A 26,026-nucleotide genomic window follows, 5' to 3' on the forward strand; every position below is an offset into this window, starting at 1 on the left:
CTGTAGCAACTCGTTCGTCTCTGTAGCTGTCGAGCTCCAGCGAGGCTGCGTTCGGCTGCGCAGCAGTCGTTAAACCGTGCGCCTCGGTGATTCATGTGCACCGCATTCACAGAGTTTACGACTGCTGCGCAGCCTCGCTGGGGCTCGACAGCTGCTACGGGGATCGAGGTAGGGTTAAAACTTCTCGAGGGTCCGACGGCTCTCGCTGGTCTCGCGCGCCACTTCTTTCGGTTTGTAAGCGCAATACCCCGGCCGCGGCCCGATTTTCGGGTGGTTACGGCAAGTATCCGGGCGCTTTTCATAAATAGTGCACAGACGGCTCTTACGATCCAGGTACAGGCAATCGTTGTTGCTCATGCGCTGAAGGGTGAAGATCTCGGACTTCTGGTTGTAACGCTCGACGATCCCTTCCTTCTGCAGACGCTTGGCGATGTTCTTTGGCGGCTCGCCGCGCTCGAATTCATCGACGATGCCGATACGGATCAGATCCTTGATCTTGACCTCGACCGGCAGGGTGCAGCAGCTGGAAACGCACGAACCACACATCGGGGCGGAGTACTTGGCCCAGGTATCGAGGCGATCGATCTCCGCGGCGGCGATCAGGTTGGACTTCATCATCGGTTGTTACCAGCGTGCATCAGGGCGCGCGATCATACCGGGACTGGTGGATTTTTGAACAACCTTTCGCCAGATTTTTTCGTATTCCGCCCAACAACACCTGTAACCCGGCACGGCCCCTGCATTATTTCCGGTGCGCGACAAGGTAATGTCGATCTATCTCACTCTAACGGGAAAAACTGCCGAACCAGAGTTCCAACGGCCTGTCAGACCGTCTAGGCTCAACAACTCCACGCTCGCTCGAGGTCCTATCGATGACTCAAGAACCACTTGTTCGCGAAGCAGAGGTGGCCGCATTCCGCGACGCCGTCTTGACCAAACTCACCTACGCGGTGGGCAAAGACCCGGATCACGCCTTCGACCACGACTGGTTCGAAGCCATTGCCCTGGCGGCGCGCGATCACATGGTCGAGCACTGGATGGACCACACCCGGCAGATTTACCGCAAAGGTCAAAAGCGGGTTTATTACCTCTCCCTCGAATTTCTGATCGGCCGTCTGCTCTACGACAGCCTGAGCAACCTTGGCCTGCTGGACGTCGCCCGCGAAGCCCTGACTGAGCTCGGCGTCGACCTTGAACGCATCCGCCTGCTGGAACCCGACGCAGCGCTGGGTAACGGCGGTCTCGGTCGTCTGGCCGCGTGCTTCATGGAAAGCATGTCGACCCTCGGAATCGCCGGCCACGGTTACGGCATTCGTTACGAACACGGCTTGTTCCGCCAGGCCATCGTCGACGGCTGGCAACAGGAACAGACCGAGCACTGGCTGGATTTCGGTAACCCTTGGGAGTTCGAACGACCAGAGGTCGTTTACCCGATCGGTTTCGGCGGCAGTGTCGAAACCGTCACCGACGAAGCGGGCAAGTCCAAGCAAGTCTGGACGCCAGCAGAAACCGTTCGCGCGATTGCGTATGACACGCCGGTCGTTGGCTGGCGCGGGGCGAGCGTCAACACGCTGCGCCTGTGGCGCGCCCGGGCCATGGAAGATTTGCACCTGGAACGCTTCAACGCCGGCGACCACTTGGGCGCCGTAGCGGAAGTCGCCCGGGCCGAAAGTATTTCCCGGGTGCTCTACCCGGCGGACAGCACCGAAGCCGGCCAGGAACTGCGCCTGCGTCAGGAATATTTCTTCGTCGCCGCGTCCTTGCAGGATTTGCTGCGCCGCCATCGCAACATGCACACCTCGGTCCTGACCCTGGGCGATCATGCCGCGATCCAGCTCAACGACACCCACCCTTCGATTGCCGTGGCCGAGCTGATGCGGCAACTGGTCGATGTCTATGACGTCGCGTGGGATGCGGCGTGGCAAGTCACCGTCGACACGCTGTCCTACACCAACCACACGCTGCTGCCGGAAGCGCTGGAAACCTGGCCAGTCGGTTTGATGGAGCGGATGCTGCCGCGGCACATGCAGATCATTTACTTGATCAACGCCCAGCACATCGATTCGCTGCGGGCCAAGGGTATCCATGACTTCGAGGTGCTGCGCGCGGTATCGCTGATCGAAGAAGACAACGGTCGTCGCGTGCGCATGGGCAACCTGGCGTTCCTTGGCTCCCACAGCGTCAACGGCGTATCCGGCCTGCACACGCAGCTGATGCGCAAAACGGTGTTCTCCGAACTGCACAAACTCTACCCGGACCGGATCAACAACAAGACCAACGGCATCACGTTCCGCCGCTGGCTCTACCAGGCCAACCCGGAGTTGACCGCGATGATGGTCGATGCCCTCGGCCCGGATCTGCTGGACAACCCAGAAGAACGTTTGCTCGGCTTGGAACCGTTCGCCGAGAAAGCCGCGTTCCGCAAGGCGTTCGCCGAACAGCGGCTGCACAGCAAGAAAGCCTTGGCGTACATCATTCACGAGCGACTTGGCGTGGCGGTCAACCCGGCGGCGATGTTTGACGTGCAGGTCAAGCGGATCCACGAATACAAACGTCAGTTGCTTAACCTGTTGCACACCGTTGCGCTGTATCAGGCGATTCGCGCCGAGCCGGAAATCGATTGGGTGCCGCGGGTGAAGATCTTCGCCGGTAAGGCGGCGGCCAGTTATCACCAGGCCAAGCTGATCATCAAACTGACCAACGACATCGCTCGGGTGGTGAACAACGACCCGACGGTACGCGGTTTGCTCAAAGTGGTGTTCTTGCCCAACTACAACGTCAGTCTGGCGGAGAGCATCATTCCGGCAGCGGATTTGTCGGAGCAGATTTCCACCGCCGGCTTCGAAGCCTCGGGCACCAGCAACATGAAGTTCGGCCTGAACGGCGCGCTGACCATCGGCACCATGGACGGGGCCAACGTCGAAATGTGCGAACGCATTGGCGTCGAACACATGTTCATCTTCGGCCTCAGCGCTCAGCAGGTTGAAGCGCGCAAGCAGAACCATGAGTTCAACGCGACGCCGGATATTGCGGCATCCCACCGGCTCAATGACGTGCTGCAAGCGATTCGCGGCGGGGTGTTCTCGCCGGATGATCCTTCCCGTTACACAGGATTGATCGATTCGCTGATCGACTACGATCGCTTCCTGGTCTGCGCCGATTTCGACTCTTACTGGGACGCGCAGATGCGGGTTGAAGCCCATTGGCACGATTCGAAGGAATGGTGGCGTTCAGCGGTGTTGAGCACCTCCCGGATGGGCTGGTTCTCGTCCGACCGGACCATTCGCGAGTACGCCACGGATATCTGGAAAGCGTTGGAGTAACTTTTAGCAATAATTGCGAGCAAGGCCCGACGGTTGTTGGGCCTGGCCGATATACTGAGCGTCAGTTTGCCGGATTGGCCACTGCGCTTAGGGATATCGACCATGCAATGGATGTTCATGCTGATTGGGCTGGTGCTGGGCTGGGTACTCGACGAGTCTTTCAGTGATGCGCTACTGGGCGGGCTGCTCGGGTTGGGTATTGGCCAGGCCATTCGCATTGGCCGCTTGGGTTCACAAGCTGACCAGCAGCGCCGGCTGCTTGAACAGGCGCAGGTGACGCTGAATGCGGTCGAGCAACGTCTGGCATTGCTGGAGGTGTCAGACGTCAAGGCGCCGCAAACCCGTGAGCCAGTTGCCAGCGAAGCCGCTGCACCTCCCGAATTCACTCTCGACGAAATCCCTGCCGAGGCCCCGGAGCTGATCTGGGAACTCCCTCCCGAACTGGAACCGATCACCGCGGCCGCCGCCGAAGCTAGCCGACCAGTGCCTGTCGATGCCTGGAAACCCGAACCGGTCGCCCGCGAGCCGCAACAACCCGCCATCCCGCGCGCCCCGAACTTCATCGACCGCGCCATCAGTGGCGCACGCAACTGGCTGTTTGGTGGCAACACTGTGCTACGGGTCGGTGTGGTGCTGTTGTTTCTCGGTCTGGCCTTCCTGTTGCGTTACGCCACCGAAGGCATGGTGGTGCCGATCGAGTTGCGTTACGCCGGTGTTGCGGCGGCGGCATTGGGTCTTTTGGGGCTGGGTTGGTGGCTTAGAACACGCAACAGCCATTACGCGTTGATGCTGCAAGGCACCGGGATCGCGGTGTTGTACCTGACCGTGTTTGCTGCGATGCGCCTGCATCCGCTGCTCGATCCTACGGCGGCGTTAGGTCTGCTGGTCGCGGTGACGGTGTTCTCGGCGATCCTCGCCATCACCCAGGATGCTTTGGGCCTGGCTGCCGCTGCGGCACTCGGTGGTTTCGCGGCGCCAATCCTGACCTCCACCGGTGCTGGCAACCATGTCGCGCTGTTCAGCTATTTCGCCTTGCTTAACGCCGGCATCCTTGCGATCGCCTGGTTCAAGGCCTGGCGGCTGCTCAACCTGATCGGCTTCGTTGGCACCTTCGGCATCGGTTTCGTCTGGGGCCTGCGCTCCTATACGCCGGAGTTGTTGTGGAGCACCGAGCCGTTCCTGATTGTGTTCTTCCTGATGTACCTGGCCATCGGTCTACTGTTCGCCCGACGCAAGTTGCTGGAAATGAGCGACGCACCCGAGGACGACAGTCGTGAAGCGCTTCTGCACTGGTCGGCGCGCAAGGGCGATTACGTCGACGGCACGATGCTGTTCGGTCCTCCGTTGGTGGGCTTCGGTTTGCAGTTCGCGTTGGTCCAACACTTGGAATTCGCTGCAGCCTTCAGCGCGTTGGCATTGGGCATGATTTATATGGGCCTGGCGCGGCTGCTGATGGGCGGACGAGCGTTGTTGCTGGCGGAAACCTGTCTGGCGCTGGGGGTGATCTTTGCCAGCCTCGCGATTCCGTTGGGGCTCGATGCGCGCTGGACTGCTGCTGCCTGGGCTGTCGAAGGCGCCGGCATCTTCTGGCTCGGCCTGCGTCAGCAACGACCGCTGGCCCGAGCCTTTGCCTTGCTGCTGCAACTGGGCTCGGCGCTGGCGTTTATCAGTGAGCTACGGATCGGTGAAAGCAGCCTGCTCGACGGTGCGCCGCTCGGTGCGTTGATGCTCGGCGTGGCGTTGTTGTTCAGCTTCTACCAGTTGCGCAAAGCCTTGCCCGAGCAGGCGTCGGAATGGGAACGCAAAGGGTTGCCGGTATTGGCTTGCCTCGGTCTGACCTTCCTCTATCTGCTGGCGCCGTTGTTCTTCTTCACTCACGGCACGGCGATCAGTTGGGCGCTGGCGGGGTTGGCGACCTTGTTTGTTGGCTTGCGTCTGCAATCGCGGACATTCCTGTTCACAGCGTTCGCCGTGCAATTGCTCGGGGGAGCTTTGTTCCTGCTGCGGCTGCAAGGTTCGAGCGGTGAATTCGGCGCTGTGTTCAACACTGGTTGGAGCGGCCTGCTGAGCGCGTCGTTGATCGGCCTGGCGCTGATCGCTGGCATGTTGCTGGCGGCGCGCGATGAGATGGTCCGCAGCGACGTGCGATTGCTGCGCGGCTTGTCGGTGGTGCTGCTGGCCGGTCTGGTGTTGATCAATCTGGCGGTGCTGTTCGTCCTGCCTTGGCAAACGGCGAGTGCGGTGTGGGCGGCCAGCGGTCTGTTCATCATCTGGCTGAGCCTGTACCTGAAGCAGCGCGTGAGTTTTGTCTTCGGTTTGCTGTTGCAGGTCATCGGCGGCGCTGCGTTCCTGATGGCCGGGCCTGATTGGCTCGGACCGCTTGCGAGCGAAGGATTGAAGCCTCTGGCTCATAGCGGTTTCTGGACGCCGCTGGTGTTGGGTCTGGCCGCGATGGTTGGCGCTTGGCGCTTGCAGCTCGGCAATCATGCTTCGGCCTTCGATGTGCTGAGCTTGGAGCGTTTGTCCGAAGTTTTGCTGGTGTGGGGCGCGGCTTGGTGGGCGCTGGCGTGGGTGAGTGAAGTACTGCGCTTCGCACCGTTGACTCTGCAAGCGACGTTGTTGCTGGCCGTCGCGGCAGTGAGCGTGGCGCTGTGGACAATCTTGGCGCTGCGCCTGAAATGGTCGTCGCTGGGCTTGCTCTGCACCTTGCTGATTCCTGCGGCCGGTTTGGTGTTGCTGGCTGCGTGGCACTCGCGTTATCACCCGGCGGCCAACGTCGGTTGGCTGGTGTGGGCGGCCGTGTTCGTTGTGCACTTCATCTCTCTGCGGCGTCTGGCGTCGATTTTGCCGGAGCGCACCCTCAGTACCGCGCACGTGCTCGGCTGTTGGCTATTGATTGGTGTGTTGGCCCTGGAGCTGCGTTACGGCCTGTTGCTGTTGTCCGAGCAGTACAACGCCTGGCGCTGGTTGGGATGGGCGATTCTGCCGAGCGTGTATTTGGTGCTGATGGCGGCACCCCGTGCCTGGCCGTGGCCGGTGTCGGCTTATGCCCGCGAATACCGTTTATACACGGCGGCACCGCTGGCGTTGCTGATGCTCGGCTGGTTCTGGCTGGCGAACGTCGTCAGCGACGGCACCGCCGAGCCGTTGCCTTACGTGCCGCTGATCAACCCACTGGAGTTGGGTCTGCTGTTTGCGCTGTTCGGCGTTTATGTCTGGTCTCGCAGCGCCGTGACGCAACTGGCGATCCGCAAGGACTACTTTGATCACGCCACGCAACTGATCGCTGGCGCCTCGCTGTTTGTGTTCTTTACTGCGCTGGTGATGCGCACTGCCCACCATTGGGGCGGTGTGCCGTTTGAGTTGGATGCGTTGCTCGAATCCATGCGGGTGCAGGCCGGTCTGTCCATCGTCTGGACCTTGATGGCTCTGAGTCTGATGATTGGCGGCCATCTGCGTCATCGCCGCGAAGTCTGGCTGATCGGTGCGGCGCTGATTGGTGTGGTGGTGGCCAAACTGTTCTTTGTCGAATTGAGTAACCGCGGCGGACTCGCCCGGATCGTCTCGTTTATCGGCGTTGGCGTGTTGCTGTTGGTGGTGGGCTATTTCGCCCCATTGCCGCCCAAGCGCTTTGATGCTGTGCCGGAGGCTGAAAAACCGGCCCCGCAAACCGAAGGAGTGTCGTCTTGAGTCAGAAGCTGAACCGTGTCTGGTTGGGCGCTGTTGCGCTGGGTGTGGCGCTGTCGGCCAGTGCTCAGGAAAAATTGGCGGACTTCGCCACGCAGGTGCCGTTGCCGGTCAGTGGCGAAGGTCCGTGGTATCGCCTCGAATTGCCGTTGAGCGTGCAATTGAATGCGCGACAAACCGATCTCAGCGATGTGCGCGTGTTCAATGCCGCCGGTGAGGCTCAGGCGTATTCCTTGGCGCGCGCGCCGGCGCAGACTAGCGACAACCGTACCCTGACCGACGTGAAATGGTTCCCGCTGTACAACTCGGCGGACTCCACCGAGCACGCACCAAGCGTGCGGGTGCAATCGAGCGCCAATGGCACGCTGGTCGAAGTGCAGCCGTCCAGTCAGCTGGAGGCGGGCGAAGAAATGCTGCGCGGTTGGTTGCTTGACGCCAGCGCCATCAAGGCACCGTTGCAGCAGTTGATTCTCGACTGGACCAGCGAACGCGATGGCTTCCAGCGTTTCACCATCGAAGCCAGCGACGACCTGCAGCATTGGCAGTCGTGGGGCGAAGGGCAGGTGGCACGCCTGACGTTCGCCGACGAGCGGGTCGAGCAGCATGAAGTCGTCTTGCCGGGGCAATCGGCCCGTTATCTGCGCTTGCTGTGGAACACGCCGCAATCGGCCCCGACGTTGACTTCGGCGCAACTGCAAAGCGCCAAGACCCGCAGCCTGCCGCTACCGCTTGTCTGGTCGCAACCGCTGGCTGGCAGCAGCGTAAAGGCCGGTGAATACACCTGGCAATTACCCATGGGGCTGAATGTCGAGCGCTTGCAAGTCGAGTTGAGTCAGCCCAACAGTTTGGCGCCCGTGACCTTGTCCGGTCGTCGGGAAAGCAGCCTGCCGTGGCAGCCGCTGAGCAGCGGTTTGCTCTATCGCCTGACCCAGAGTGGCCAGGACGTGGTGCAGAACGAATTGCAGCTGTCGGGGCAAACCGTTCAGCAGTTGAAGCTGACGGTGGACGAGCGCGGCGGCGGTCTGGGGGCCGAGGCCCCGACTGTGCGGTTCGCCGTGCGCTCCATTCAATTGGTGTTCCTGGCGCGCGGAGCGGGGCCTTATACGCTCGCGCTGGGAAATGCCACGGTGAAGGCGGCGAGCCTGCCGCTGTCGACGTTGATTCCGGATTACAGCGCTGCAAAGTTGGCGACATTGGGCAAGGCTACGGTGGAAGGCGGGGCGGTGGCCACGCCAGCGTCAACAGTGACAACGGCTGCGACGATGGACACAAACTGGAAGAAGTTCGGGTTGTGGGCGGTGTTGCTGCTCAGTGTTTTGTTTCTGGGCGCGATGGCGTTCAGTCTGTTGCGCAAGCCACCAGTCAAACCTTGAAACTGGCAGCAACGCCCGGTGCACATCCGGGCGGTTTCGATCTACGCTCAACCGGGCGCATGAACTCTATTGGGTGTAACACGTCTGATAGGAGGAAATGCGCCCCGACTCGCGTTAAACTGCGCGGGTTTTTAGCCCCCCATTCCACCGGAGCCTTCCATGTCCCGCGTTACCCTGAGTCGCTATTTGATTGAGCAGACCCGTAGCAACAACACCCCTGCCGATCTGCGTTTCCTGATCGAAGTGGTGGCGCGCGCCTGCAAGGAAATCAGCCATGCCGTGTCCAAAGGCGCCCTCGGTGGTGTTCTGGGCAGCATGGGCACCGAAAACGTCCAAGGCGAAGTGCAGAAGAAACTCGACGTGATCTCCAACGAGATCCTGCTCGAAGCCAACGAATGGGGCGGTCACCTGGCCGGCATGGCGTCCGAAGAAATGGACAATGCCTACCAGATTCCGGGCAAATACCCGAAAGGCGCGTACTTGCTGGTATTCGACCCGCTGGACGGTTCGTCGAACATCGATATCAACGCGCCGGTCGGTACTATCTTCTCGGTGCTGCGTTGCCCGAGCGAATACCTGAGCCAGAACGAAGCCTTGAACGAAAAGGCCTTCCTGCAGCCAGGCACCGAGCAGGTAGCCGCCGGTTATGCCATCTACGGCCCGCAGACCATGCTGGTACTGACCTTGGGCGATGGCGTAAAAGGCTTCACCCTGGACCGCGAAATGGGCAGCTTCGTACTGACCCATGAAGACATCAAGATCCCGGAGTCCACTCAGGAATTCGCGATCAACGCGTCCAATCAGCGTCACTGGGAAGCTCCGGTACAACGCTACGTCGGCGAATTGCTGGCTGGCGAAGAAGGCCCGCTGAAAAAGAACTACAACATGCGCTGGGTCGCCGCGATGGTCGCGGACGTGCACCGCATCCTGACCCGTGGTGGCTTGTTCATGTACCCACGCGACAGCCGCGAGCCGTCCAAGCCGGGCAAGCTGCGTCTGATGTACGAAGCCAACCCGATGTCGTTCCTGGTTGAACAGGCCGGCGGCGCTTCAACCGATGGTCACCAGCGCATCCTCGACATTCAACCGGAAGGCCTGCACCAGCGCGTAGCGGTGTTCCTCGGCTCGAAAGAAGAAGTCGCACGCGTCACGGCTTACCACAAGGAATAAACCATGACCGCGCCCTGGCAGCCGTTGCTCGAATGGTGGTTCGGAACGCTCGAATCCCCCAACGAAATAGCGGCTGACAAGGGCAAGTTATGGTTCGGCAAGCGCGACAGCCAGGACCTCGAAGCGCGCACGCGTTTCGGGGACTGGGTCGAGCAAGCACTGGCCGGCGGATTGACCGAGTGGGCGCAACGCCCTGAAGGTTGGCTGGCTCTGGTGCTGCTGCTCGATCAACTCCCGCGAATGATCTTTCGTGACACTCCCAAATCCTTTTCAGGCGATCTCAGGGCTCAGGCACTGGTAGCGCAAGGTATTGCTGCGGATTTCGATCGGCAGTTGCGGCCGATTCAGCGTGTATTCATCTATCTGGTGTTTGAGCATTGCGAGAATCTGGCGGTGCAGAACGAAGCGGTTTCACGATTTATCGAGTTGGTGGCGCAGCAACCTGAGGGTGATCGGGCGGTGTTTGCCGATAACCTGGATTATGCCGAGCGGCATCAGAAAGTGATTGCGCGGTTTGGACGGTTTCCGCATCGCAATGCGGTGTTGGGAAGGGAGTCTACGGCTGAGGAGTTGGAGTTTCTTTCAGGGCCTGGATCCAGGTTCTGATTCTTTGTTGTTCCTGATGTCGCCATCGCGAGCAGGCTCGCTCCCACAGGGGATTTGTGCATGACACAAATCAAGTGTGGGAGCGAGCCGGCTCCGGGCGGCGTTCCGACGATGAGGCCTTTAAAAGCGCTTTAGATCCGGAAACTACCCACCAACTGCTTCAACCGCGCCGCCTGCTGCTCAAGATCCGCACACGCGCGCAAGGTCGACTGCAAGTTCTCCACGCCTTCCTGATTTAGCGTGTTGATTTCGGTGATGTCGACGTTGATCGACTCCACCACCGCCGTCTGCTCTTCCGTCGCAGTGGCCACCGACTGATTCATCCCGTCGATCTCACCGATACGCTGAGTCACGCTGCCCAGACGTTCGCCAGCCTGGTTGGCGATGCCAACGCTGCTTTCGCTCTGGCGTTGGCTGTCGGTCATGGTGATCACGGCTTCCCGGGCGCCGACTTGCAGTTCCTCGATCATCTTCTGCACTTGCTGCGCTGAATCCTGAGTACGGTGCGCGAGGTTGCGCACTTCGTCGGCCACTACGGCAAAACCACGACCGGCTTCACCGGCACGGGCCGCTTCGATGGCTGCGTTGAGTGCCAGCAAGTTGGTCTGCTGAGAGATGCTGGTAATCACTTCCAGAATCTGCCCGATGTTCACGGTGTTGCTGTTGAGCGTTTCGATGTTGCCGCACGAATCGCTGATCTTCGCCGAGAGCTGCTGCATCGCCGCGATGGTTTTATCGACGACTTGCTGACCGTCCTCGGCCAATGCGCGAGCATCGCTCGAATGCTGAGAGGCGAGGGCGGCGTTCTGGGCGATTTCCTGGGCGGCGGCGCCCAGTTCGTTGATGGCGGCTGCCACGCTGCTGGTGCGCGAGGCTTGCTGGTCGGAGTTGAACATCGACGAGTTCGACGCGGCAACCACACGCAAGGCGACTTCGTTGACCTGGCCGGTGGCCGAGGACACTTCGCGAATCGAGGTGTGAATACGCTCCACAAAACGGTTGAACGAGGTGCCTAGGGCACCGAATTCGTCCTGGCCGTGGATGGTCAGTCGTTTGGTCAGGTCACCTTCGCCTTCGGCGATGTCATGCATGGCGCGGCCCATAGTCAACAGCGGCTGCATCAAGAAGCTGATCAGCATGCCCAGCAGCGCGATGATGATCACCACGGCAATGACCATGGCGATGATCGCCGAGGTGCGAAATTCGCTGAGCATCGAGAACGCGGCGTCCTGATCCAGCACCAGCGCCACGTACCAGTCTGCCGAGGGCACACCATTGACGTGGGTAAAGGAGATGAATTGAGTCTTGCCGTCGATCTCGACTTCTTTCATGCCCGGGCTGACTTTCGGCGCGCCGTTCGGGTAGGCATCGGTCAGGCTCTTGAGCACCAGTTTGCTGTCCGGGTGAATCAGGATCTTGCCGTCGGCGCTGACGATAAACGCATGGCCGTGGCCGCCGAAGTTCAGCGAGTTGATGATCGCACTGACGCTGGACAGGTCGATGTCTGCGCCAGCGACGCCGATCATTTGATTCTGATGTTTCACCGGGGTGGCAACGGTGATCACCAGTTTGCCCGACGACGCGGCGATGTACGGTTCGGTGACGATGGTCTGTTGCGCACCGTTGGCCGCCTTGTACCAGCCACGGGAGCGGGGGTCGTAATCCGCGGCACGATTGCCAGCCGGAACCGAGAACATCACGCCGTCGGTGCCACCGAAATAGCTCAACTGAAAATTACTGGTGTAGGCCGGCAGGTCGATGGCGCGCTTGAGGTTGGCCTGGGCGCTGCCGTCCACGGCGATCTGCTGGGACAGCGATTGCAGCAACTGAATGCGGCTTTCCAGCCAGGTCTGGATGTTGCTGGTGGTCAGGCTGCCGAGTTCCTGCATCGAGGATTCGGTACTGCTGCGCAGGGTTTGCCGCTGGCGGTAGTCGTTGAAGAGGATGAAGCAAGCGAATGCAACGGCCACCACGAGGGCGGCAGCCAACAAGATCTTGTGGCTGAACTTCATGTTTTTGGTCATTAAATGAACTACCGCGAAGAGGCTGGTCAACAAAGGGGCGTCAATTTGCCACAGTCGTGGGCTTTGCGCTGCTTTTATGTCGACTGAGCGGTGCCAAAGATTAGGCGGCTTTTGCGAAAACCGACGAAATGTTCAACAGCAAACAAAAGTTCCTTATATTTCACGAAAGGCGGACGAGCGGCCCGAAAATAGGCGGCCGGCCACGGAACCAGATAGGGGTTTTCTCTTCTAAGCTTCTGCTTGGCAGTCCTGCCATTCCCCTTCGCCCCAGGAGCTACACAATGTCGCTGCGTTCAATCGCCCTGCTTTCGTTCTGCGTGTTGCTGGCCGCGTGCAGCAAGGTCAATCAGGAAAACTACTCGAAGCTGTCGTCAGGCATGCCCAAGGCCGAAGTAGAAACCTTGCTGGGCAAACCCACCGACTGCTCGGGCGCGCTCGGCATGTCCAGTTGCACTTGGGGCGACAAGAACAGCTTTATCAGTGTGCAGTACGCCGGTGACAAAGTGCTGATGTTTTCCGGCCAAGGCCTGAAGTAATCCGGGGCTATACGCCCACGGGAGAAAAATAATGAAGCGGTTACTGATAGTCCTTTTTGCCGGCCTGGTATTGGCCGGCTGCGCCACTTCCGGCGTAGATCCGTTGGCACCGAAAACCGTCAACAGCGTCAATCTCAAGAAGTACCAAGGGACCTGGTACGAGTTGGCTCGTCTGCCGATGTATTTCCAGCGCAACTGCGCACAATCCGAAGCCCATTACACGCTCAAGCCTGACGGCAAGGTATTGGTGCTCAATCGCTGCCTGACGGCAGACTGGCAATGGGAAGAGGCCAAAGGCACGGCCTGGCCACAGGAGCCGGGCAAAACCGACAAGCTGTGGGTCGAGTTCGATAACTGGTTTTCGCGGCTGATTCCGGGTGTGGCGAAGGGCGAGTATTGGGTGTTGTACGTCAGCGATGACTACAAGACCGCCATTGTTGGCGATCCGAGCCGCAAGTATCTGTGGCTGCTGTCACGGACCCCGACGGTCAATGGTGTAGTGCGTGAGGAACTGCTGAGCAAGGCACGTCAGCAGGGTTACGACACTACGCGGCTGATCTGGCGCGCGACCGATACGCAGATGGCCAAGACTTCGAATTAACAGTCACCGAAGACCCAATGTGGGAGCGAGCCTGCTCGCGAAAAGGCCGTCAGATCCAACAATAATGTTGACTGATAGTCCGCTTTCGCGAGCAGGCTCGCTCCCACAATGGTTTCCGGTGTTAGCCCAAAAGATCGCGAAGGACTTGGGTGAAGGCTTGATTGCTCTCTTCTTCGCCCGCATGATGCCCGTCGCGCACAACCCACTGGCCATTGACCAGCACATCCCGCACCTGGCGATCACCGCCGGCAAACAGCCAACGATTGAGAATCCCGTCGCCGCTGGCTGTCGCCAGGTACGGATCGTTGCCATCCAGCACCAGCCAATCCGCACGCTTGCCAACTTCCAGTGCACCAATCGGCTGACCCAGCGCCTGAGCGCCGCCATCCAGCGCCGCGTCGTACAGCGTGCGGCCAACCATCGGCTGATCCGCGCCATACAAACGGTTACGTCGTTGGTCGCGCAGACGTTGGCCGTATTCCAGCCAACGCAATTCTTCCACCACGCTCAATGACACATGGCTGTCGGAACCGATGCCCATGCGCCCGCCCTGAGCGAGGAAATCCACCGCCGGGAAGATCCCGTCGCCGAGGTTGGCTTCGGTGGTCAGGCACAAGCCGGCGATGGCGCGACTCTTGGCCATCAGCGTAACTTCTTCCGGGTTGGCGTGGGTCGCGTGAACCAGGCACCAGCGCTGATCGACCTCGGTGTTTTCGTACAGCCATTGCAGCGGACGGCGGCCGCTCCAGCTCAGGCAGTCATCGACTTCCTTCTGCTGCTCGGCGATGTGAATGTGCACCGGGCACTGCTGGTCGCTGGCCGCCAGCACTTCGCTGATTTGCTGCGGTGTTACCGCGCGCAACGAGTGGAAACACAAACCCAACGACTGCGCCGGTTGCTGCGCCAGGATTGGCTGCAAGCGCGATTGAAGCTTGAGGTAGTTTTCGGTGCTGTTGATAAAGCGGCGCTGGCCTTCGTTCGGGGCCTGGCCGCCGAAACCGGAATGGCTGTAGAGCACCGGCAGCAGGGTCAGGCCGATCCCGGCGGAACTGGCGGCCTGGCTGATACGTAGCGCCAGTTCGGCCGGGTCCGCGTAAGGCTGGCCGTTGGTGTCGTGGTGTACGTAATGAAATTCCGCGACCGAGGTGTAACCGGCCTTGAGCATTTCGATGTACAGCTGACGGGCGATGACGCCGAGTTGATCCGGGCTGATTTTTCCGACGAGGCGATACATCAAATCGCGCCAGGTCCAGAAACTGTCATTCGGATTCCCTGCCACTTCCGCTAGCCCGGCCATGGCCCGCTGGAAGGCGTGGGAGTGTAGATTCGGCATACCCGGCAGCAGCGGACCGCTCAGCCACTCGGCGCCATCTGCGTTGGAATCGGCCTGGATCTGGGTCAACACGCCATCGGCGCTGACCTCAAGACGTACATTGTTGGCCCATCCACTAGGCAGCAGCGCGCGTTCGGCAAAGAAGGCGGACATGGTTCAGCACCCCATCGTGTGTTATTTGTATATACATATACAGACGTTTGCCTGCTCGGTAAACTCCGGCAAGCTAGCAACCCTCACCAAATGACCAAGGATTAACCGTGCCGACTCCGCCTGCCACATTGCCGCCGAATGCCAATCTGAGCGCCAATCTGGGCGACAGTCCGGCGCCCTTGTACGCCCGCGTCAAACAGATGATCACCCAGCAAATCGACAGTGGAAACTGGCCGCCGCACTACCGCGTTCCGTCGGAAAGCGAGCTGGTCAACCAGCTGGGTTTCAGCCGCATGACCATCAACCGCGCCCTGCGCGAAATGACCGCTGACGGTCTGTTGGTGCGCATGCAGGGTGTCGGGACTTTTGTCGCCGAACCGAAAAGCCAATCCGCGCTGTTTGAAGTGCACAACATCGCCGACGAAATCGCCTCCCGTGGCCATCATCATACCTGCAAGGTCATCACCCTTGAAGAAGAGGCCGCCGGTTCCGAGCGCGCCTTGGCGCTGGACATGCGTGAAGGCCAGAAAGTCTTTCATTCGCTGATCGTGCATTTCGAAAACGATATCCCGGTACAAATCGAAGACCGTTTCGTCAACGCGCTGGTGGCGCCGGATTACCTCAAGCAGGACTTCACCCTGCAAACGCCATACGCCTATCTGAACCAGGTCGCGCCGCTGACTGAAGGCGAGCATGTGGTCGAGGCGATTCTGGCCGAGGCCAGCGAATGCAAGTTGCTGCAGATTGAAAAGGGCGAGCCGTGCCTGCTGATTCGTCGTCGTACCTGGTCCGGCCGTCAGCCAGTGACCGCCGCCCGTTTGATCCACCCCGGTTCCCGTCATCGTCTGGAAGGACGATTCCATAAATAGAGAGCATAAATGAGTCAGTTCAAGGTTCTACGCGCAGTTGATTACCCGCGCATGCCGTGGAAAAACGGCGGCGGCAGTACCGAAGAAATCACCCGTGATGGAGGTGCCGGCCTTGAGGGGTTCGGCTGGCGTCTGTCGATTGCCGATATCGGCGAGTCGGGCGGCTTCTCGACGTTCGCCGGCTACGAGCGAGTGATCACTGTGCTGCAAGGCGAGGGCATGACCTTGCGGGTTGATGGCCAGGACACAAAGCCACTGTTACCGCTGGACCCATTTGCTTTCAGCGGCGAGAGCCAGGTTTTCTGCACATTGCTCGGTGAGCCGATTCGCGACTTCAACCTGATTTATGCGCCGCAGCGTTATAGCGCGCGATTGCAGTGGCTGGACGGCGAGCAGCGGTTTTTCAGCTCGGCAGGCACCGTGCTCGTGTTCAGTGTCACCGACGAGCTTGAAGTGAAGGTCGGTAACAGCGCCTCACAACTCGGTCGCCATGATTGCCTGCAACTCGACGGTAACGCCGGCCTGCTGGAAGTCTCCAGCAATGGCGCCTGCTGCGTGATTGAACTGACTGCACGCTGATTCAACACCTCCACTGATCGTTCCCACGCTCCCGCGTGGGAACGATCATCTGATTCGAAACTGCGCACCAACTTGTTACCGAACGCCCCAGCGTGGCGCAAAACCTCGCTCAAGTAACAGCTGTAATCTCCCTCGCAAAATCCCCCCGAAAAATTTCATCTTTGCCAGAACCCTCGATCCAGGCGCTTTCCAGCCCTTTCAGAACTTTTCTTGAACACTCATCCAGCAAGTTGGCCGCTTGATTGCATATGCTTGTATGTACAAGTAAAGACGTATGCGTAAGAGTCGATCGAGACTCCTCGCAACGTCCACTGATTCGCTTGTGTCGCTTTGACGCGCACAGGCTGGCTTACCCACCGCCAGGGTTGGTTTGGATTGATCGCTGAGGAGTCTTTTTCGTGACTGACAATACCCAGAAACCTACGACCGCTTCTTTTACAAAGCACCGTAACGTCGAAATCCGCGCTGCCCGCGGTAACAAGCTGACCGCCAAGAGCTGGCTGACCGAAGCGCCGCTGCGCATGTTAATGAACAACCTCGACCCGGAAGTCGCCGAGAACCCTAAAGAACTGGTGGTTTACGGTGGTATCGGTCGTGCGGCACGTAACTGGGAATGCTACGACAAGATCGTCGAAAGCCTGACCAACCTGAATGACGACGAGACCCTGCTGGTGCAATCCGGCAAGCCGGTCGGCGTGTTCAAGACCCACAGCAACGCCCCGCGCGTACTGATCGCCAACTCCAACCTGGTGCCACACTGGGCGAGCTGGGAACACTTCAATGAACTCGACGCCAAAGGCCTGGCCATGTACGGCCAGATGACCGCCGGCAGCTGGATCTACATCGGCAGCCAGGGCATCGTTCAGGGTACCTACGAAACCTTCGTCGAAGCCGGTCGCCAACACTACAACGATGACCTGAAAGGTCGTTGGGTCCTGACCGCAGGCCTCGGCGGCATGGGCGGCGCTCAACCTCTGGCCGCGACCCTGGCCGGCGCTTGCTCGCTGAACATCGAATGCCAGCAGGTCAGCATCGATTTCCGCCTGAACAGCCGTTACGTCGATGAGCAAGCCACCGACCTCGACGACGCGCTGGCCCGCATCGCCAAATACACTAAGGAAGGCAAAGCGATTTCCATCGCCCTGCTCGGCAACGCAGCTGAAATCCTTCCGGAACTGGTCAAGCGCGGCGTGCGCCCGGACATGGTCACCGACCAGACCAGCGCCCACGACCCGCTGAACGGTTACCTGCCAGCCGGCTGGACCTGGGAAGAGTACCGCGCTCGCGCCAAGACCGAGCCAGCCGCTGTCGTCAAAGCCGCCAAGCAATCGATGGCCGTGCACGTTAAAGCGATGCTCGAATTCCAGAAGATGGGCATTCCAACCTTCGACTACGGCAACAACATCCGTCAGATGGCCCAAGAAGAAGGCGTCGAGAACGCATTCGACTTCCCAGGCTTCGTACCCGCTTACATCCGTCCGCTGTTCTGCCGCGGTATCGGCCCGTTCCGTTGGGCTGCACTGTCGGGCGATCCGCAAGACATCTACAAAACCGACGCCAAAGTAAAAGAACTGATCCCGGACGACGCCCACCTGCACAACTGGCTGGACATGGCGCGCGAGCGCATCAGCTTCCAGGGTCTGCCGGCACGTATCTGCTGGGTTGGCCTGGGCCTGCGCGCCAAACTTGGTCTGGCGTTCAACGAAATGGTTCGCAGCGGTGAATTGTCCGCGCCAATCGTGATCGGTCGCGACCACCTGGACTCCGGTTCGGTAGCCAGTCCGAACCGCGAAACCGAATCGATGCGGGACGGTTCCGATGCCGTGTCCGATTGGCCACTGCTCAACGCTCTGCTCAACACCGCGAGCGGCGCGACCTGGGTTTCGCTGCACCACGGCGGCGGCGTCGGCATGGGCTTCTCCCAGCACTCGGGCATGGTGATTGTCTGCGACGGTACTGACGAAGCGGCCGAGCGTATCGCTCGCGTCCTGCACAACGACCCGGCGACCGGTGTCATGCGTCACGCCGATGCGGGTTACCAGATCGCGATCGACTGCGCCAAGGAGCAGGGGCTGAACCTGCCGATGATTACCGGTAAATAACAACGCAAAGCTAACCCCACAAAACAATCCACAGAGGTTGAATCATGGCTGTTAACAGCGATCGTGCAGGCAGTAAACCGTTGATCGAGACACGTTCGATCGACTACATCCCGGAAGCGGAGAGACACGGTCGTCTGTTGAGCCAGTTCACCCTGTGGATGGGTGCCAACCTGCAAATCACCGCGATTGTCACCGGGGCCCTGGCCGTGGTGCTGGGCGGTGACGTGTTCTGGTCGTTGATCGGTCTGTTGATCGGTCAACTGCTCGGTGGCGGCGTAATGGCGCTGCATGCGGCGCAAGGGCCCAAGCTTGGCCTGCCTCAGATGATCTCAAGCCGGGTACAGTTCGGCGTGTATGGCGCGGCCATCCCGATCGTGCTGGTCTGTCTGATGTACCTCGGTTTCACTGCGACGGGCACCGTGCTTTCCGGCCAGGCGCTGGGTCAGTTGTTTGGGGTCAGCGACAGCGTCGGCATCCTGATTTTCGCCAGTGTCATTGTGCTGGTCACGGTGCTTGGCTATCGGGTGATCCATTTCATTGGCCGTGTCGCCAGCGTTATTGGTGTGATTGCATTCGTTTACCTGTTCAGTCGTCTGATGAGCCAGACGGACGTTGGCGCACTCCTGCAGATCCGCCACTTCAGCTGGAGCAGCTTCCTGCTCGCGGTGTCGCTCGCGGCATCCTGGCAGATCGCTTTCGGCCCGTACGTGGCTGACTATTCACGCTACCTGCCGAGCAAGACTTCCTCGGTGAAAACCTTTTTCGCCGCTGGCGCAGGTTCGGTCATTGGCGCACAGGTGGCGATGATCCTCGGCGTGTTTGCCGCCGCCATGGCCAACGGGCAATTCGCCGGCCACGAAGTGGCCTACATCGTTGGTTTGAGCGGCAGCGGTGCCACCGCTGCGCTGCTGTACTTCAGCATCGCGTTCGGCAAGGTCACCATCTCCACGCTGAACTCTTACGGCAGCTTCATGTGCATTGCGACCGTCATCAGCGGTTTTCGAGGTGACCTGCGGGTAACGCGCTTGCAGCGTCTGGTCTTCGTGCTGGTCATCGTCGGCACTGCGACCCTCATCGCATTGCTCGGTCAGCACTCGTTCCTCGGTGCGTTCAAGTCCTTCATCCTGTTCTTGCTGGCGTTCTTTACGCCATGGAGCGCGATCAACCTGGTGGACTACTACTGCATCACCCGCGAACGCTATGACGTGCCGGCGTTGGCCGATCCGAACGGTCGCTACGGCCGTTGGAACCCCCTCGGTATCAGCGTCTATGTCTTCGGTGTACTGGTGCAACTGCCGTTCATCTCCACCAAGTTCTATACCGGTCCGCTGGTGGACGCTCTGGGTGGTGTGGATATTTCCTGGATCATCGGTCTGGTGCTTCCTGCAGTCCTGTATTACGTGTGCGCGAAAAAATGGCACAGCGCAGTACCCGATCACCTGATTCTGCCAGTCGAGCAGGACAGCGATGCAGCACCTATAACAAGCGGGGCCAGTCGCGCTGCGGCGCAGGCCTGATTGGACGTGGACAGGGCTGGATGCCTCTTGACTGCCGTAAGCCAATTCATGATTAGGAGCGTCACACAATGAAATCGAACAAGACCCTGCTGACCACATTGCTTTCCATGGGCCTACTGGCCAGCGCCGGCGCCACTCAGGCAGCCGGTTGGTGCGAGTCGGGCAAACCGGTGAAATTCGCCGGCCTGAACTGGGAGAGCGGCATGCTGCTGACCGACGTGATGCAAATCGTGTTGGAGAAGGGCTACGACTGCAAGACCGACAGCTTGCCGGGCAACTCCATCACCATGGAAAACGCCCTGAGCAGCAACGACATCCAAGTGTTCGCCGAAGAGTGGGTCGGCCGCAGCGAAGTCTGGAACAAGGCCGAGAAGGCCGGCAAAGTCGTCGGTGTCGGCGCTCCGGTGGTGGGTGCTATCGAAGGCTGGTACGTGCCGCGCTACGTGATCGAAGGCGACGCCAAGCGCAAGCTGGAACCCAAGGCGCCGGACCTGAAAAACATCGCCGACCTGGCCAAGTACGCCGCCGTGTTCAAGGATCAGGAAGAGCCATCCAAGGGCCGTTTCTATAACTGCCCGGCGGGCTGGACCTGTGAGCTGGATAACAGCGAAATGCTGAAAAGCTACGGCCTGGAAAGCACCTACACCAACTTCCGTCCGGGCACCGGTCCGGCACTGGATGCCGCCGTGCTGTCGAGCTACAAACGTGGCGAGCCGATCCTGTTCTACTACTGGTCGCCAACCCCGCTGATGGGTCAGGTTGATCTGGTGAAACTCGAAGAGAAACCAGGCGTGGACAAGCGCGTGACCATCAAGGTCGGCCTGTCCAAGACCTTCCACGAGCAAGCCCCGGAACTGGTGGCTGTGCTGGAGAAGGTCAACCTGCCAATCGACCTGCTCAACCAGAACCTCGGGCGCATGGCCAAAGAGCGGATCGAGTCACCAAAACTGGCGAAAATCTTCCTCAAGGAACATCCTGAAGTCTGGCACGCATGGGTGAGCGAAGACGCAGCCAAAAAGATCGACGCGGCCTTGTAGGTCGAGCCTCTCCGACTGCCCTGAGCGGCAGTCGGACGCTTGATCGCAACCCCTTGATTGAGAGTCTCTTATGTTTCCCGAAAGCTTTACCTTTTCCATCGCCGACTGGGTCAACAGTTGGGTCGATTCACTGGTCACCAACTACGGCGATGTGTTCCGCAGCATCTCCGACACCCTGTTGTGGGCCATCGTCAATCTTGAAGGGCTGCTGCGTGCGGCGCCCTGGTGGCTGATGCTGGCCATCGTGGCGGGCGTTGCCTGGCACGCGACCCGCAAAGTCGTGACCACCGCCGTGATCGTAGGCTTGTTGTTCCTGGTGGGTGCGGTCGGCCTCTGGGACAAGCTGATGCAGACCCTGGCGCTGATGATGGTGGCAACCATCATTTCGGTGATGATCGGCATTCCACTGGGCATTCTCTCGGCGCGCAGCAATCGCCTGCGTTCGATCTTGATGCCGTTGCTGGACATCATGCAGACCATGCCGAGTTTCGTGTACCTGATCCCGGTGCTGATGCTGTTCGGCCTGGGCAAGGTCCCGGCGATTTTCGCCACCGTGATCTACGCCGCACCACCGCTGATCCGCCTGACAGATCTGGGTATTCGCCAGGTCGACGGCGAAGTGATGGAAGCGATCAACGCCTTCGGTGCCAACCGCTGGCAGCAACTGTTTGGCGTGCAACTTCCACTGGCCCTGCCGAGCATCATGGCCGGGATTAACCAGACCACCATGATGGCCCTGTCGATGGTGGTGATTGCCTCGATGATCGGTGCCCGTGGTTTGGGCGAAGACGTGTTGGTGGGGATTCAGACCCTCAACGTTGGACGTGGCCTTGAGGCGGGTCTGGCGATCGTGATTCTGGCAGTGGTTATCGACCGCATTACTCAGGCGTATGGTCGGGCACGGCATGAGGTGAGCAAATGAACGACGCAACCGTGAGCAAAATCGAAGTCAAAAACGTCTTCAAGATTTTCGGCAACCGTTCCAAGGATGCGCTGGCCATGATTGGTCAGGGCAAAACCAAGGATCAGGTGCTGGCCGAGACCGGCTGCGTGGTCGGCGTGAACGACTTGTCCCTGAGCATCGGCACCGGCGAGATCTTCGTGATCATGGGCCTGTCGGGCTCCGGCAAGTCCACTCTGGTGCGCCACTTCAATCGCCTGATTGACCCGACCAGCGGCGCGATCCTGGTGGATGGCGTGGACATCCTGCAATACGACATGGAAGCCCTGCGCGAATTTCGCCGGCACAAGATCAGCATGGTGTTCCAGAGCTTCGGCCTGCTGCCGCACAAGACCGTGGTGGATAACGTCGCCTACGGCCTGAAAGTGCGTGGCGGGACCAAGCAAATGTGCTCCGAACGCGCGCTGCACTGGATCAACACCGTGGGCCTCAAGGGCTACGAAAACAAATACCCGCACCAGCTCTCGGGTGGCATGCGTCAGCGTGTGGGCCTGGCTCGCGCCTTGGCGGCAGACACCGACATCATCCTGATGGACGAGGCGTTCAGCGCCCTCGATCCGCTGATTCGCGCCGAGATGCAGGACCAGTTGCTGGACCTGCAAAAGACCCTGCACAAGACCATCGTCTTCATCACCCACGACCTTGATGAGGCGGTGCGGATTGGTAACCGGATTGCGATTCTCAAGGATGGCCGTCTGATTCAGGTGGGTACGCCGAGGGAGATCCTGCATTCGCCGGCGGATGAGTATGTCGATCGGTTCGTACAGCGGCGGGCTGCGGTGGTTTAAGAGCCTTGCGGTGTCTGTTCCGGCCCCTTCGCGAGCAGGCTCGCTCCCACAGGGAAATGCATTCCAATGTGGGAGCGAGCCTGCTCGCGAAGGCGGCGGTGAAGCTGCATCAATATTTGGATGAGGTTGAAGATGTCCCAGGATGAAAAAATCGTTATCGCAGGCGACCACCTGCGTTGGCAGGATGTGGTCGCCGTCGCCCGTCATGGCGCACAGCTTGAGCTGTCACCACAGGTCTGGGCGCGGATCGAAAATGCTCAGGCGATCGTCCAGCGCATCGTCGTCAGCGGCGAGCGCGCCTATGGCGTCAACACCGGCCTCGGCGCGCTGTGCAATGTCTCGCTCAAAGACGAGCAACTCAGCCAACTGTCGCGCAACACCTTGCTCAGTCACGCCTGTGGCGTTGGCGCGCCACTGGCCGACGAACAGACTCGCGCAATCATCTGCGCCGCTATTCGCAACTACAGCCATGGCAAATCCGGCATTCATCGCCGAGTGGTCGAAGCCCTGTTGGCGCTGCTCAATCGCGGCATTACCCCGCAAGTGCCGTCCCAGGGTTCGGTCGGTTACCTGACCCATATGGCCCACATCAGCATTGCGCTGCTGGGTGTCGGCAATGTCAGCTATCGCGGGCAGATCGTTTCCGCGCAGCAAGCCCTGGCCGAAGAAGGTCTGCAACCGGTTCAACTGGGCGCCAAAGATGGCCTGTGTCTGGTCAACGGCACGCCGTGCATGTCCGGCCTCAGCTGCCTGGCACTCGCCGACGCGACGCGTCTGGTGCAATGGGCCGACGTGATCGGTGCCATGAGCTTCGAAGCTCAGCGCGGTCAGATTGCCGCGTTCGATGCCGAGATCATCGCGCTCAAACCGCATCCAGGCATGCAGCAAGTCGGCATCAACCTGCGGGCGTTGCTCGATGGCAGTGAAGTGATCGCCAGCAGCAAAGGCATTCGTACTCAGGATGCGCTGAGCATCCGCTCGATTCCGCAAGTTCACGGCGCCGCTCGCGATCAGCTTGAGCACGCGAAAAAGCAGATCGAAACCGAACTCAACTCGGTTACCGACAACCCGATGCTGCTAGGCACGCCGGACGACTTCCGGGTGGTGTCCCAAGCCAACCCGCACGGTCAATCCGTGGCCTTGGCGGCGGATTTGCTGGCCATCGCCATGGCTGAAATCGGCTCCATCGCCGAACGTCGCCTGGATCGTTTGATCAACCCGCACGTCAGTGGTTTGCCGGCATTCCTGGTGGCCAATCCGGGTGTGAACTCCGGGATGATGATCGTCCAGTACGTCGCCGCTTCGCTGTGTGCGGAAAACCGTCAGTTGGCGCAACCGGCAGTACTCGACAACTACGTCACCTCGGGCCTGCAGGAAGACCACCTGAGCCTGGGCACCAACGCCGCGTTGAAGCTGCATCGTGCCCTGGAAAACTGCACACAGATTCTCGCCATCGAGTACCTGCTGGCGTCTCAGGCGTTTGAATTCTTGAAAGAGCAACGCTTCGGCGCCGGCACCGATGCCGCCTGGCGTCTGCTGCGCGAGCGAGTTCCGGCCTACGACCAGGACCGCTGGCTGGCTCCGGACATCGCCAGTGCCGCCGCCGTTTTGAAAGACCCGATTTTGCTGCACAAAGTGTTACCGAACCTGAACTGATTTCCACCACACCAGCGTGCCAAGGCGCGGCTCCCCAGAAGGCGAGACGCGACGGACAACGGAAATCTCCGGAGCGTCTGGTGAGTCCTCTTCATTTATGAAGAATAAAACTCTCAAAAGGAGCACAAAATGACTGCGTTAAACCTGATTCCCGGCCAACTGAGCCTTGCCCAACTGCGTGATGTTTATCAGCAACCGGTCAAAATCACCCTCGACAACAGTGCCTCGGCCCAGATTGAAGCCAGCGTTGCCTGCGTGGAACAGATCCTCGCCGAGAACCGCACCGCTTATGGCATCAACACTGGTTTCGGCCTGCTGGCGTCGACCCGTATCGCCAGCGAAGACCTGGAAAACCTGCAGCGCTCGCTGGTGCTGTCCCACGCCGCCGGTGTTGGCGAGCCGATCAGCGACGCACTGGTTCGCTTGGTCATGGTGCTCAAGGTCAACAGCCTGAGCCGTGGTTTCTCCGGCATTCGTCGTAAGGTCATCGACGCGCTGATCGCCCTGATCAACGCCGAGGTTTACCCGCACATTCCATTGAAAGGTTCGGTCGGTGCGTCCGGCGACCTGGCGCCTTTGGCCCACATGTCGCTGGTGCTGCTGGGTGAGGGCAAGGCCCGCTACAAAGGCGAGTGGATGGAAGCAACCGAAGCGCTGAAAGTCGCCGGTCTGACCCCGCTGACCCTGGCCGCGAAAGAAGGTCTGGCGCTGCTCAACGGCACTCAGGTGTCCACCGCTTACGCGTTGCGTGGTCTGTTCGAAGGTGAGGATCTGTTCGCTGGCGCTGTGGCGCTGGGCGCCCTGACCGTTGAAGCCGTGCTGGGCTCGCGCTCGCCGTTTGATGCTCGCATCCACGCCGCTCGTGGCCAGAAAGGCCAGATCGACGCCGCTGCCGCTTACCGCGATCTGCTGGGCGAGCGCAGCGAAGTGTCCGACTCGCACCAGAACTGCGAAAAGGTTCAGGACCCGTACTCCCTGCGCTGCCAGCCGCAAGTCATGGGCGCCTGCCTGACCCAGTTCCGCCAGGCCGCCGAAGTGCTCGCCATCGAAGCCAACGCCGTTTCGGACAACCCGCTGGTATTCGCCGCTGAAGGCGACGTGATCTCCGGCGGTAACTTCCACGCCGAACCGGTCGCCATGGCAGCCGACAACATGGCGTTGGCCATCGCTGAAATCGGTTCCCTGAGCGAACGTCGTATCTCGCTGATGATGGACAAGCACATGTCGCAACTGCCGCCGTTCCTGGTGGCCAATGGCGGCGTGAACTCCGGCTTCATGATTGCCCAGGTGACCGCTGCGGCACTGGCCAGCGAGAACAAGGCGTTGTCCCATCCGCACTCGGTGGACAGCCTGCCGACTTCCGCGAACCAGGAAGACCACGTTTCCATGGCCCCGGCTGCCGGCAAGCGTCTGTGGGAAATGGCCGAAAACACGCGCGGCGTTCTCGCGGTGGAATGGTTGGCTGCGGTCCAAGGTCTGGATCTGCGCGACGGTCTGAAAACCTCGCCAAAACTGGAAAAAGCTCGCGCGATTCTGCGTGCTGAAGTGCCGTTCTATGAGAAGGACCGTTTCTTCGCGCCAGACATCAATGCGGCGAGCGAGTTGTTGGCCACGCGTTGCCTGAACGAGCTGGTTACGGCGAAGTTGTTGCCTAGCCTGTAATGGCCTTTTCGCGAGCAGGCTCGCTCCCACATTGGAATGCATACCCCTG

Annotated in this window: 19 protein-coding genes; 16 read left to right on the forward strand and 3 right to left on the reverse strand. The window is 60.1% G+C overall.

Annotated features, from left to right (window positions below; all coding sequences use genetic code 11):
• Positions 1 to 174: 174 nt before the first annotated feature.
• A complete protein-coding gene (locus QFX16_RS01710) occupies positions 175 to 618 on the reverse strand; it encodes a YkgJ family cysteine cluster protein (RefSeq protein ID WP_008149447.1) in 444 nt (147 codons plus the stop codon).
• Positions 619 to 872: 254 nt separating this feature from the next.
• On the opposite strand from QFX16_RS01710, the gene QFX16_RS01715 reads away from it, so the two are divergent.
• From QFX16_RS01715 to QFX16_RS01735, 5 genes are all read left to right on the forward strand, one after another.
• Complete coding sequence (locus QFX16_RS01715) at positions 873 to 3,323, forward strand: glycogen/starch/alpha-glucan phosphorylase (RefSeq protein WP_283182579.1); 2,451 nt, start codon at positions 873 to 875, stop codon at positions 3,321 to 3,323.
• Positions 3,324 to 3,425: 102 nt separating this feature from the next.
• Complete coding sequence (locus QFX16_RS01720; RefSeq protein ID WP_283182580.1) at positions 3,426 to 7,013, forward strand: DUF2339 domain-containing protein; 3,588 nt, start codon at positions 3,426 to 3,428, stop codon at positions 7,011 to 7,013.
• Complete coding sequence (locus tag QFX16_RS01725) at positions 7,010 to 8,383, forward strand: DUF3999 domain-containing protein (protein WP_283182581.1); 1,374 nt, start codon at positions 7,010 to 7,012, stop codon at positions 8,381 to 8,383. The genes QFX16_RS01720 and QFX16_RS01725 overlap by 4 nt, the downstream gene beginning before the upstream one ends.
• A 159-nt stretch (positions 8,384 to 8,542) precedes the next feature.
• Positions 8,543 to 9,553 carry a class 1 fructose-bisphosphatase gene (locus QFX16_RS01730; protein WP_283182582.1) on the forward strand — a complete coding sequence of 337 codons (1,011 nt, stop codon included), beginning with the start codon at positions 8,543 to 8,545 and terminating at the stop codon, positions 9,551 to 9,553.
• 3 nt (positions 9,554 to 9,556) lie between these two features.
• Positions 9,557 to 10,159 (forward strand): DUF924 family protein, encoded by a 603-nt coding sequence (locus tag QFX16_RS01735; RefSeq protein ID WP_283182583.1) that lies wholly within the window; start codon positions 9,557 to 9,559, stop codon positions 10,157 to 10,159.
• A gap of 131 nt (positions 10,160 to 10,290) precedes the next feature.
• Here QFX16_RS01735 and QFX16_RS01740 read toward each other — a convergent pair whose 3' ends face one another.
• Positions 10,291 to 12,183 carry a methyl-accepting chemotaxis protein gene (locus tag QFX16_RS01740; RefSeq protein WP_283182584.1) on the reverse strand — a complete coding sequence of 631 codons (1,893 nt, stop codon included), beginning with the start codon at positions 12,181 to 12,183 and terminating at the stop codon, positions 10,291 to 10,293.
• 281 nt (positions 12,184 to 12,464) lie between these two features.
• On the opposite strand from QFX16_RS01740, the gene QFX16_RS01745 reads away from it, so the two are divergent.
• Together QFX16_RS01745 and QFX16_RS01750 are read left to right on the forward strand one after the other, a co-directional pair.
• On the forward strand, positions 12,465 to 12,719 hold the full coding sequence (locus tag QFX16_RS01745; protein WP_045061982.1) for a lipoprotein: 255 nt from the start codon (positions 12,465 to 12,467) through the stop codon (positions 12,717 to 12,719).
• Positions 12,720 to 12,750: 31 nt separating this feature from the next.
• Positions 12,751 to 13,320: a lipocalin family protein gene (locus QFX16_RS01750; protein WP_283182585.1), complete on the forward strand. Its 570-nt coding sequence runs from the start codon at positions 12,751 to 12,753 to the stop codon at positions 13,318 to 13,320.
• Between the two features lie 121 nt (positions 13,321 to 13,441).
• On the opposite strand, the gene QFX16_RS01755 is transcribed toward QFX16_RS01750, so the two are convergent.
• Complete coding sequence (locus QFX16_RS01755) at positions 13,442 to 14,806, reverse strand: formimidoylglutamate deiminase (RefSeq protein ID WP_283182586.1); 1,365 nt, start codon at positions 14,804 to 14,806, stop codon at positions 13,442 to 13,444.
• A 200-nt stretch (positions 14,807 to 15,006) separates the two neighbouring features.
• Here QFX16_RS01755 and hutC point away from each other — a divergent pair, with 200 nt between their 5' ends.
• The 9 genes from hutC (at position 15,007) to hutH (QFX16_RS01800) (ending at position 25,977) form a co-directional block, all read left to right on the forward strand.
• Positions 15,007 to 15,675, forward strand: coding sequence for a histidine utilization transcriptional repressor HutC (gene hutC / locus QFX16_RS01760; protein ID WP_283184505.1), 669 nt, complete (start codon positions 15,007 to 15,009; stop codon positions 15,673 to 15,675).
• A 9-nt stretch (positions 15,676 to 15,684) separates the two neighbouring features.
• Positions 15,685 to 16,254, forward strand: a complete 570-nt coding sequence (locus QFX16_RS01765) for a HutD/Ves family protein (RefSeq protein WP_283182587.1) — start codon at positions 15,685 to 15,687, stop codon at positions 16,252 to 16,254.
• Positions 16,255 to 16,652: 398 nt separating this feature from the next.
• A complete protein-coding gene (gene hutU / locus QFX16_RS01770; protein ID WP_283182588.1) occupies positions 16,653 to 18,356 on the forward strand; it encodes a urocanate hydratase in 1,704 nt (567 codons plus the stop codon).
• 44 nt (positions 18,357 to 18,400) lie between these two features.
• Positions 18,401 to 19,873, forward strand: coding sequence for a purine-cytosine permease family protein (locus tag QFX16_RS01775; protein ID WP_283182589.1), 1,473 nt, complete (start codon positions 18,401 to 18,403; stop codon positions 19,871 to 19,873).
• A gap of 68 nt (positions 19,874 to 19,941) precedes the next feature.
• Positions 19,942 to 20,910, forward strand: coding sequence for an ABC transporter substrate-binding protein (locus QFX16_RS01780; protein ID WP_283182590.1), 969 nt, complete (start codon positions 19,942 to 19,944; stop codon positions 20,908 to 20,910).
• A 70-nt stretch (positions 20,911 to 20,980) separates the two neighbouring features.
• The gene (locus tag QFX16_RS01785) at positions 20,981 to 21,832 is read left to right on the forward strand and encodes an ABC transporter permease (protein WP_033055315.1); all 852 of its coding nucleotides are present in this window, start codon (positions 20,981 to 20,983) and stop codon (positions 21,830 to 21,832) included.
• Positions 21,829 to 22,659 (forward strand): quaternary amine ABC transporter ATP-binding protein, encoded by an 831-nt coding sequence (locus QFX16_RS01790; RefSeq protein ID WP_283182591.1) that lies wholly within the window; start codon positions 21,829 to 21,831, stop codon positions 22,657 to 22,659. Before QFX16_RS01785 ends, QFX16_RS01790 begins: the two co-directional genes overlap by 4 nt.
• A gap of 132 nt (positions 22,660 to 22,791) precedes the next feature.
• On the forward strand, positions 22,792 to 24,315 hold the full coding sequence (gene hutH, locus QFX16_RS01795; RefSeq protein WP_283182592.1) for a histidine ammonia-lyase: 1,524 nt from the start codon (positions 22,792 to 22,794) through the stop codon (positions 24,313 to 24,315).
• A 129-nt stretch (positions 24,316 to 24,444) separates the two neighbouring features.
• Positions 24,445 to 25,977 carry a histidine ammonia-lyase gene (gene hutH, locus QFX16_RS01800; protein ID WP_283182593.1) on the forward strand — a complete coding sequence of 511 codons (1,533 nt, stop codon included), beginning with the start codon at positions 24,445 to 24,447 and terminating at the stop codon, positions 25,975 to 25,977.
• Positions 25,978 to 26,026: the final 49 nt, after the last annotated feature.

The organism is Pseudomonas svalbardensis (genome assembly GCF_030053115.1).
GTDB classification, from domain to species: domain Bacteria; phylum Pseudomonadota; class Gammaproteobacteria; order Pseudomonadales; family Pseudomonadaceae; genus Aquipseudomonas; species Aquipseudomonas svalbardensis.

Bases quoted from the DNA above. Each gene is read 5' to 3' on its own strand.
- QFX16_RS01745 (WP_045061982.1), top strand. From the start codon at position 12,465: ATGTCGCTGCGTTCAATCGCCCTGCTTTCGTTCTGCGTGTTGCTGGCC.
- QFX16_RS01775 (WP_283182589.1), top strand. From the start codon at position 18,401: ATGGCTGTTAACAGCGATCGTGCAGGCAGTAAACCGTTGATCGAGACA.
- QFX16_RS01785 (WP_033055315.1), top strand. From the start codon at position 20,981: ATGTTTCCCGAAAGCTTTACCTTTTCCATCGCCGACTGGGTCAACAGT.
- QFX16_RS01710 (WP_008149447.1), bottom strand. From the start codon at position 618: ATGATGAAGTCCAACCTGATCGCCGCCGCGGAGATCGATCGCCTCGAT.
- QFX16_RS01750 (WP_283182585.1), top strand. From the start codon at position 12,751: ATGAAGCGGTTACTGATAGTCCTTTTTGCCGGCCTGGTATTGGCCGGC.
- hutH (WP_283182592.1), top strand. From the start codon at position 22,792: ATGTCCCAGGATGAAAAAATCGTTATCGCAGGCGACCACCTGCGTTGG.
- QFX16_RS01735 (WP_283182583.1), top strand. From the start codon at position 9,557: ATGACCGCGCCCTGGCAGCCGTTGCTCGAATGGTGGTTCGGAACGCTC.
- QFX16_RS01790 (WP_283182591.1), top strand. From the start codon at position 21,829: ATGAACGACGCAACCGTGAGCAAAATCGAAGTCAAAAACGTCTTCAAG.
- QFX16_RS01715 (WP_283182579.1), top strand. From the start codon at position 873: ATGACTCAAGAACCACTTGTTCGCGAAGCAGAGGTGGCCGCATTCCGC.
- QFX16_RS01780 (WP_283182590.1), top strand. From the start codon at position 19,942: ATGAAATCGAACAAGACCCTGCTGACCACATTGCTTTCCATGGGCCTA.
- QFX16_RS01740 (WP_283182584.1), bottom strand. From the start codon at position 12,183: ATGACCAAAAACATGAAGTTCAGCCACAAGATCTTGTTGGCTGCCGCC.
- QFX16_RS01720 (WP_283182580.1), top strand. From the start codon at position 3,426: ATGCAATGGATGTTCATGCTGATTGGGCTGGTGCTGGGCTGGGTACTC.
- hutH (WP_283182593.1), top strand. From the start codon at position 24,445: ATGACTGCGTTAAACCTGATTCCCGGCCAACTGAGCCTTGCCCAACTG.
- hutC (WP_283184505.1), top strand. From the start codon at position 15,007: ATGATCACCCAGCAAATCGACAGTGGAAACTGGCCGCCGCACTACCGC.
- QFX16_RS01730 (WP_283182582.1), top strand. From the start codon at position 8,543: ATGTCCCGCGTTACCCTGAGTCGCTATTTGATTGAGCAGACCCGTAGC.
- QFX16_RS01765 (WP_283182587.1), top strand. From the start codon at position 15,685: ATGAGTCAGTTCAAGGTTCTACGCGCAGTTGATTACCCGCGCATGCCG.
- QFX16_RS01755 (WP_283182586.1), bottom strand. From the start codon at position 14,806: ATGTCCGCCTTCTTTGCCGAACGCGCGCTGCTGCCTAGTGGATGGGCC.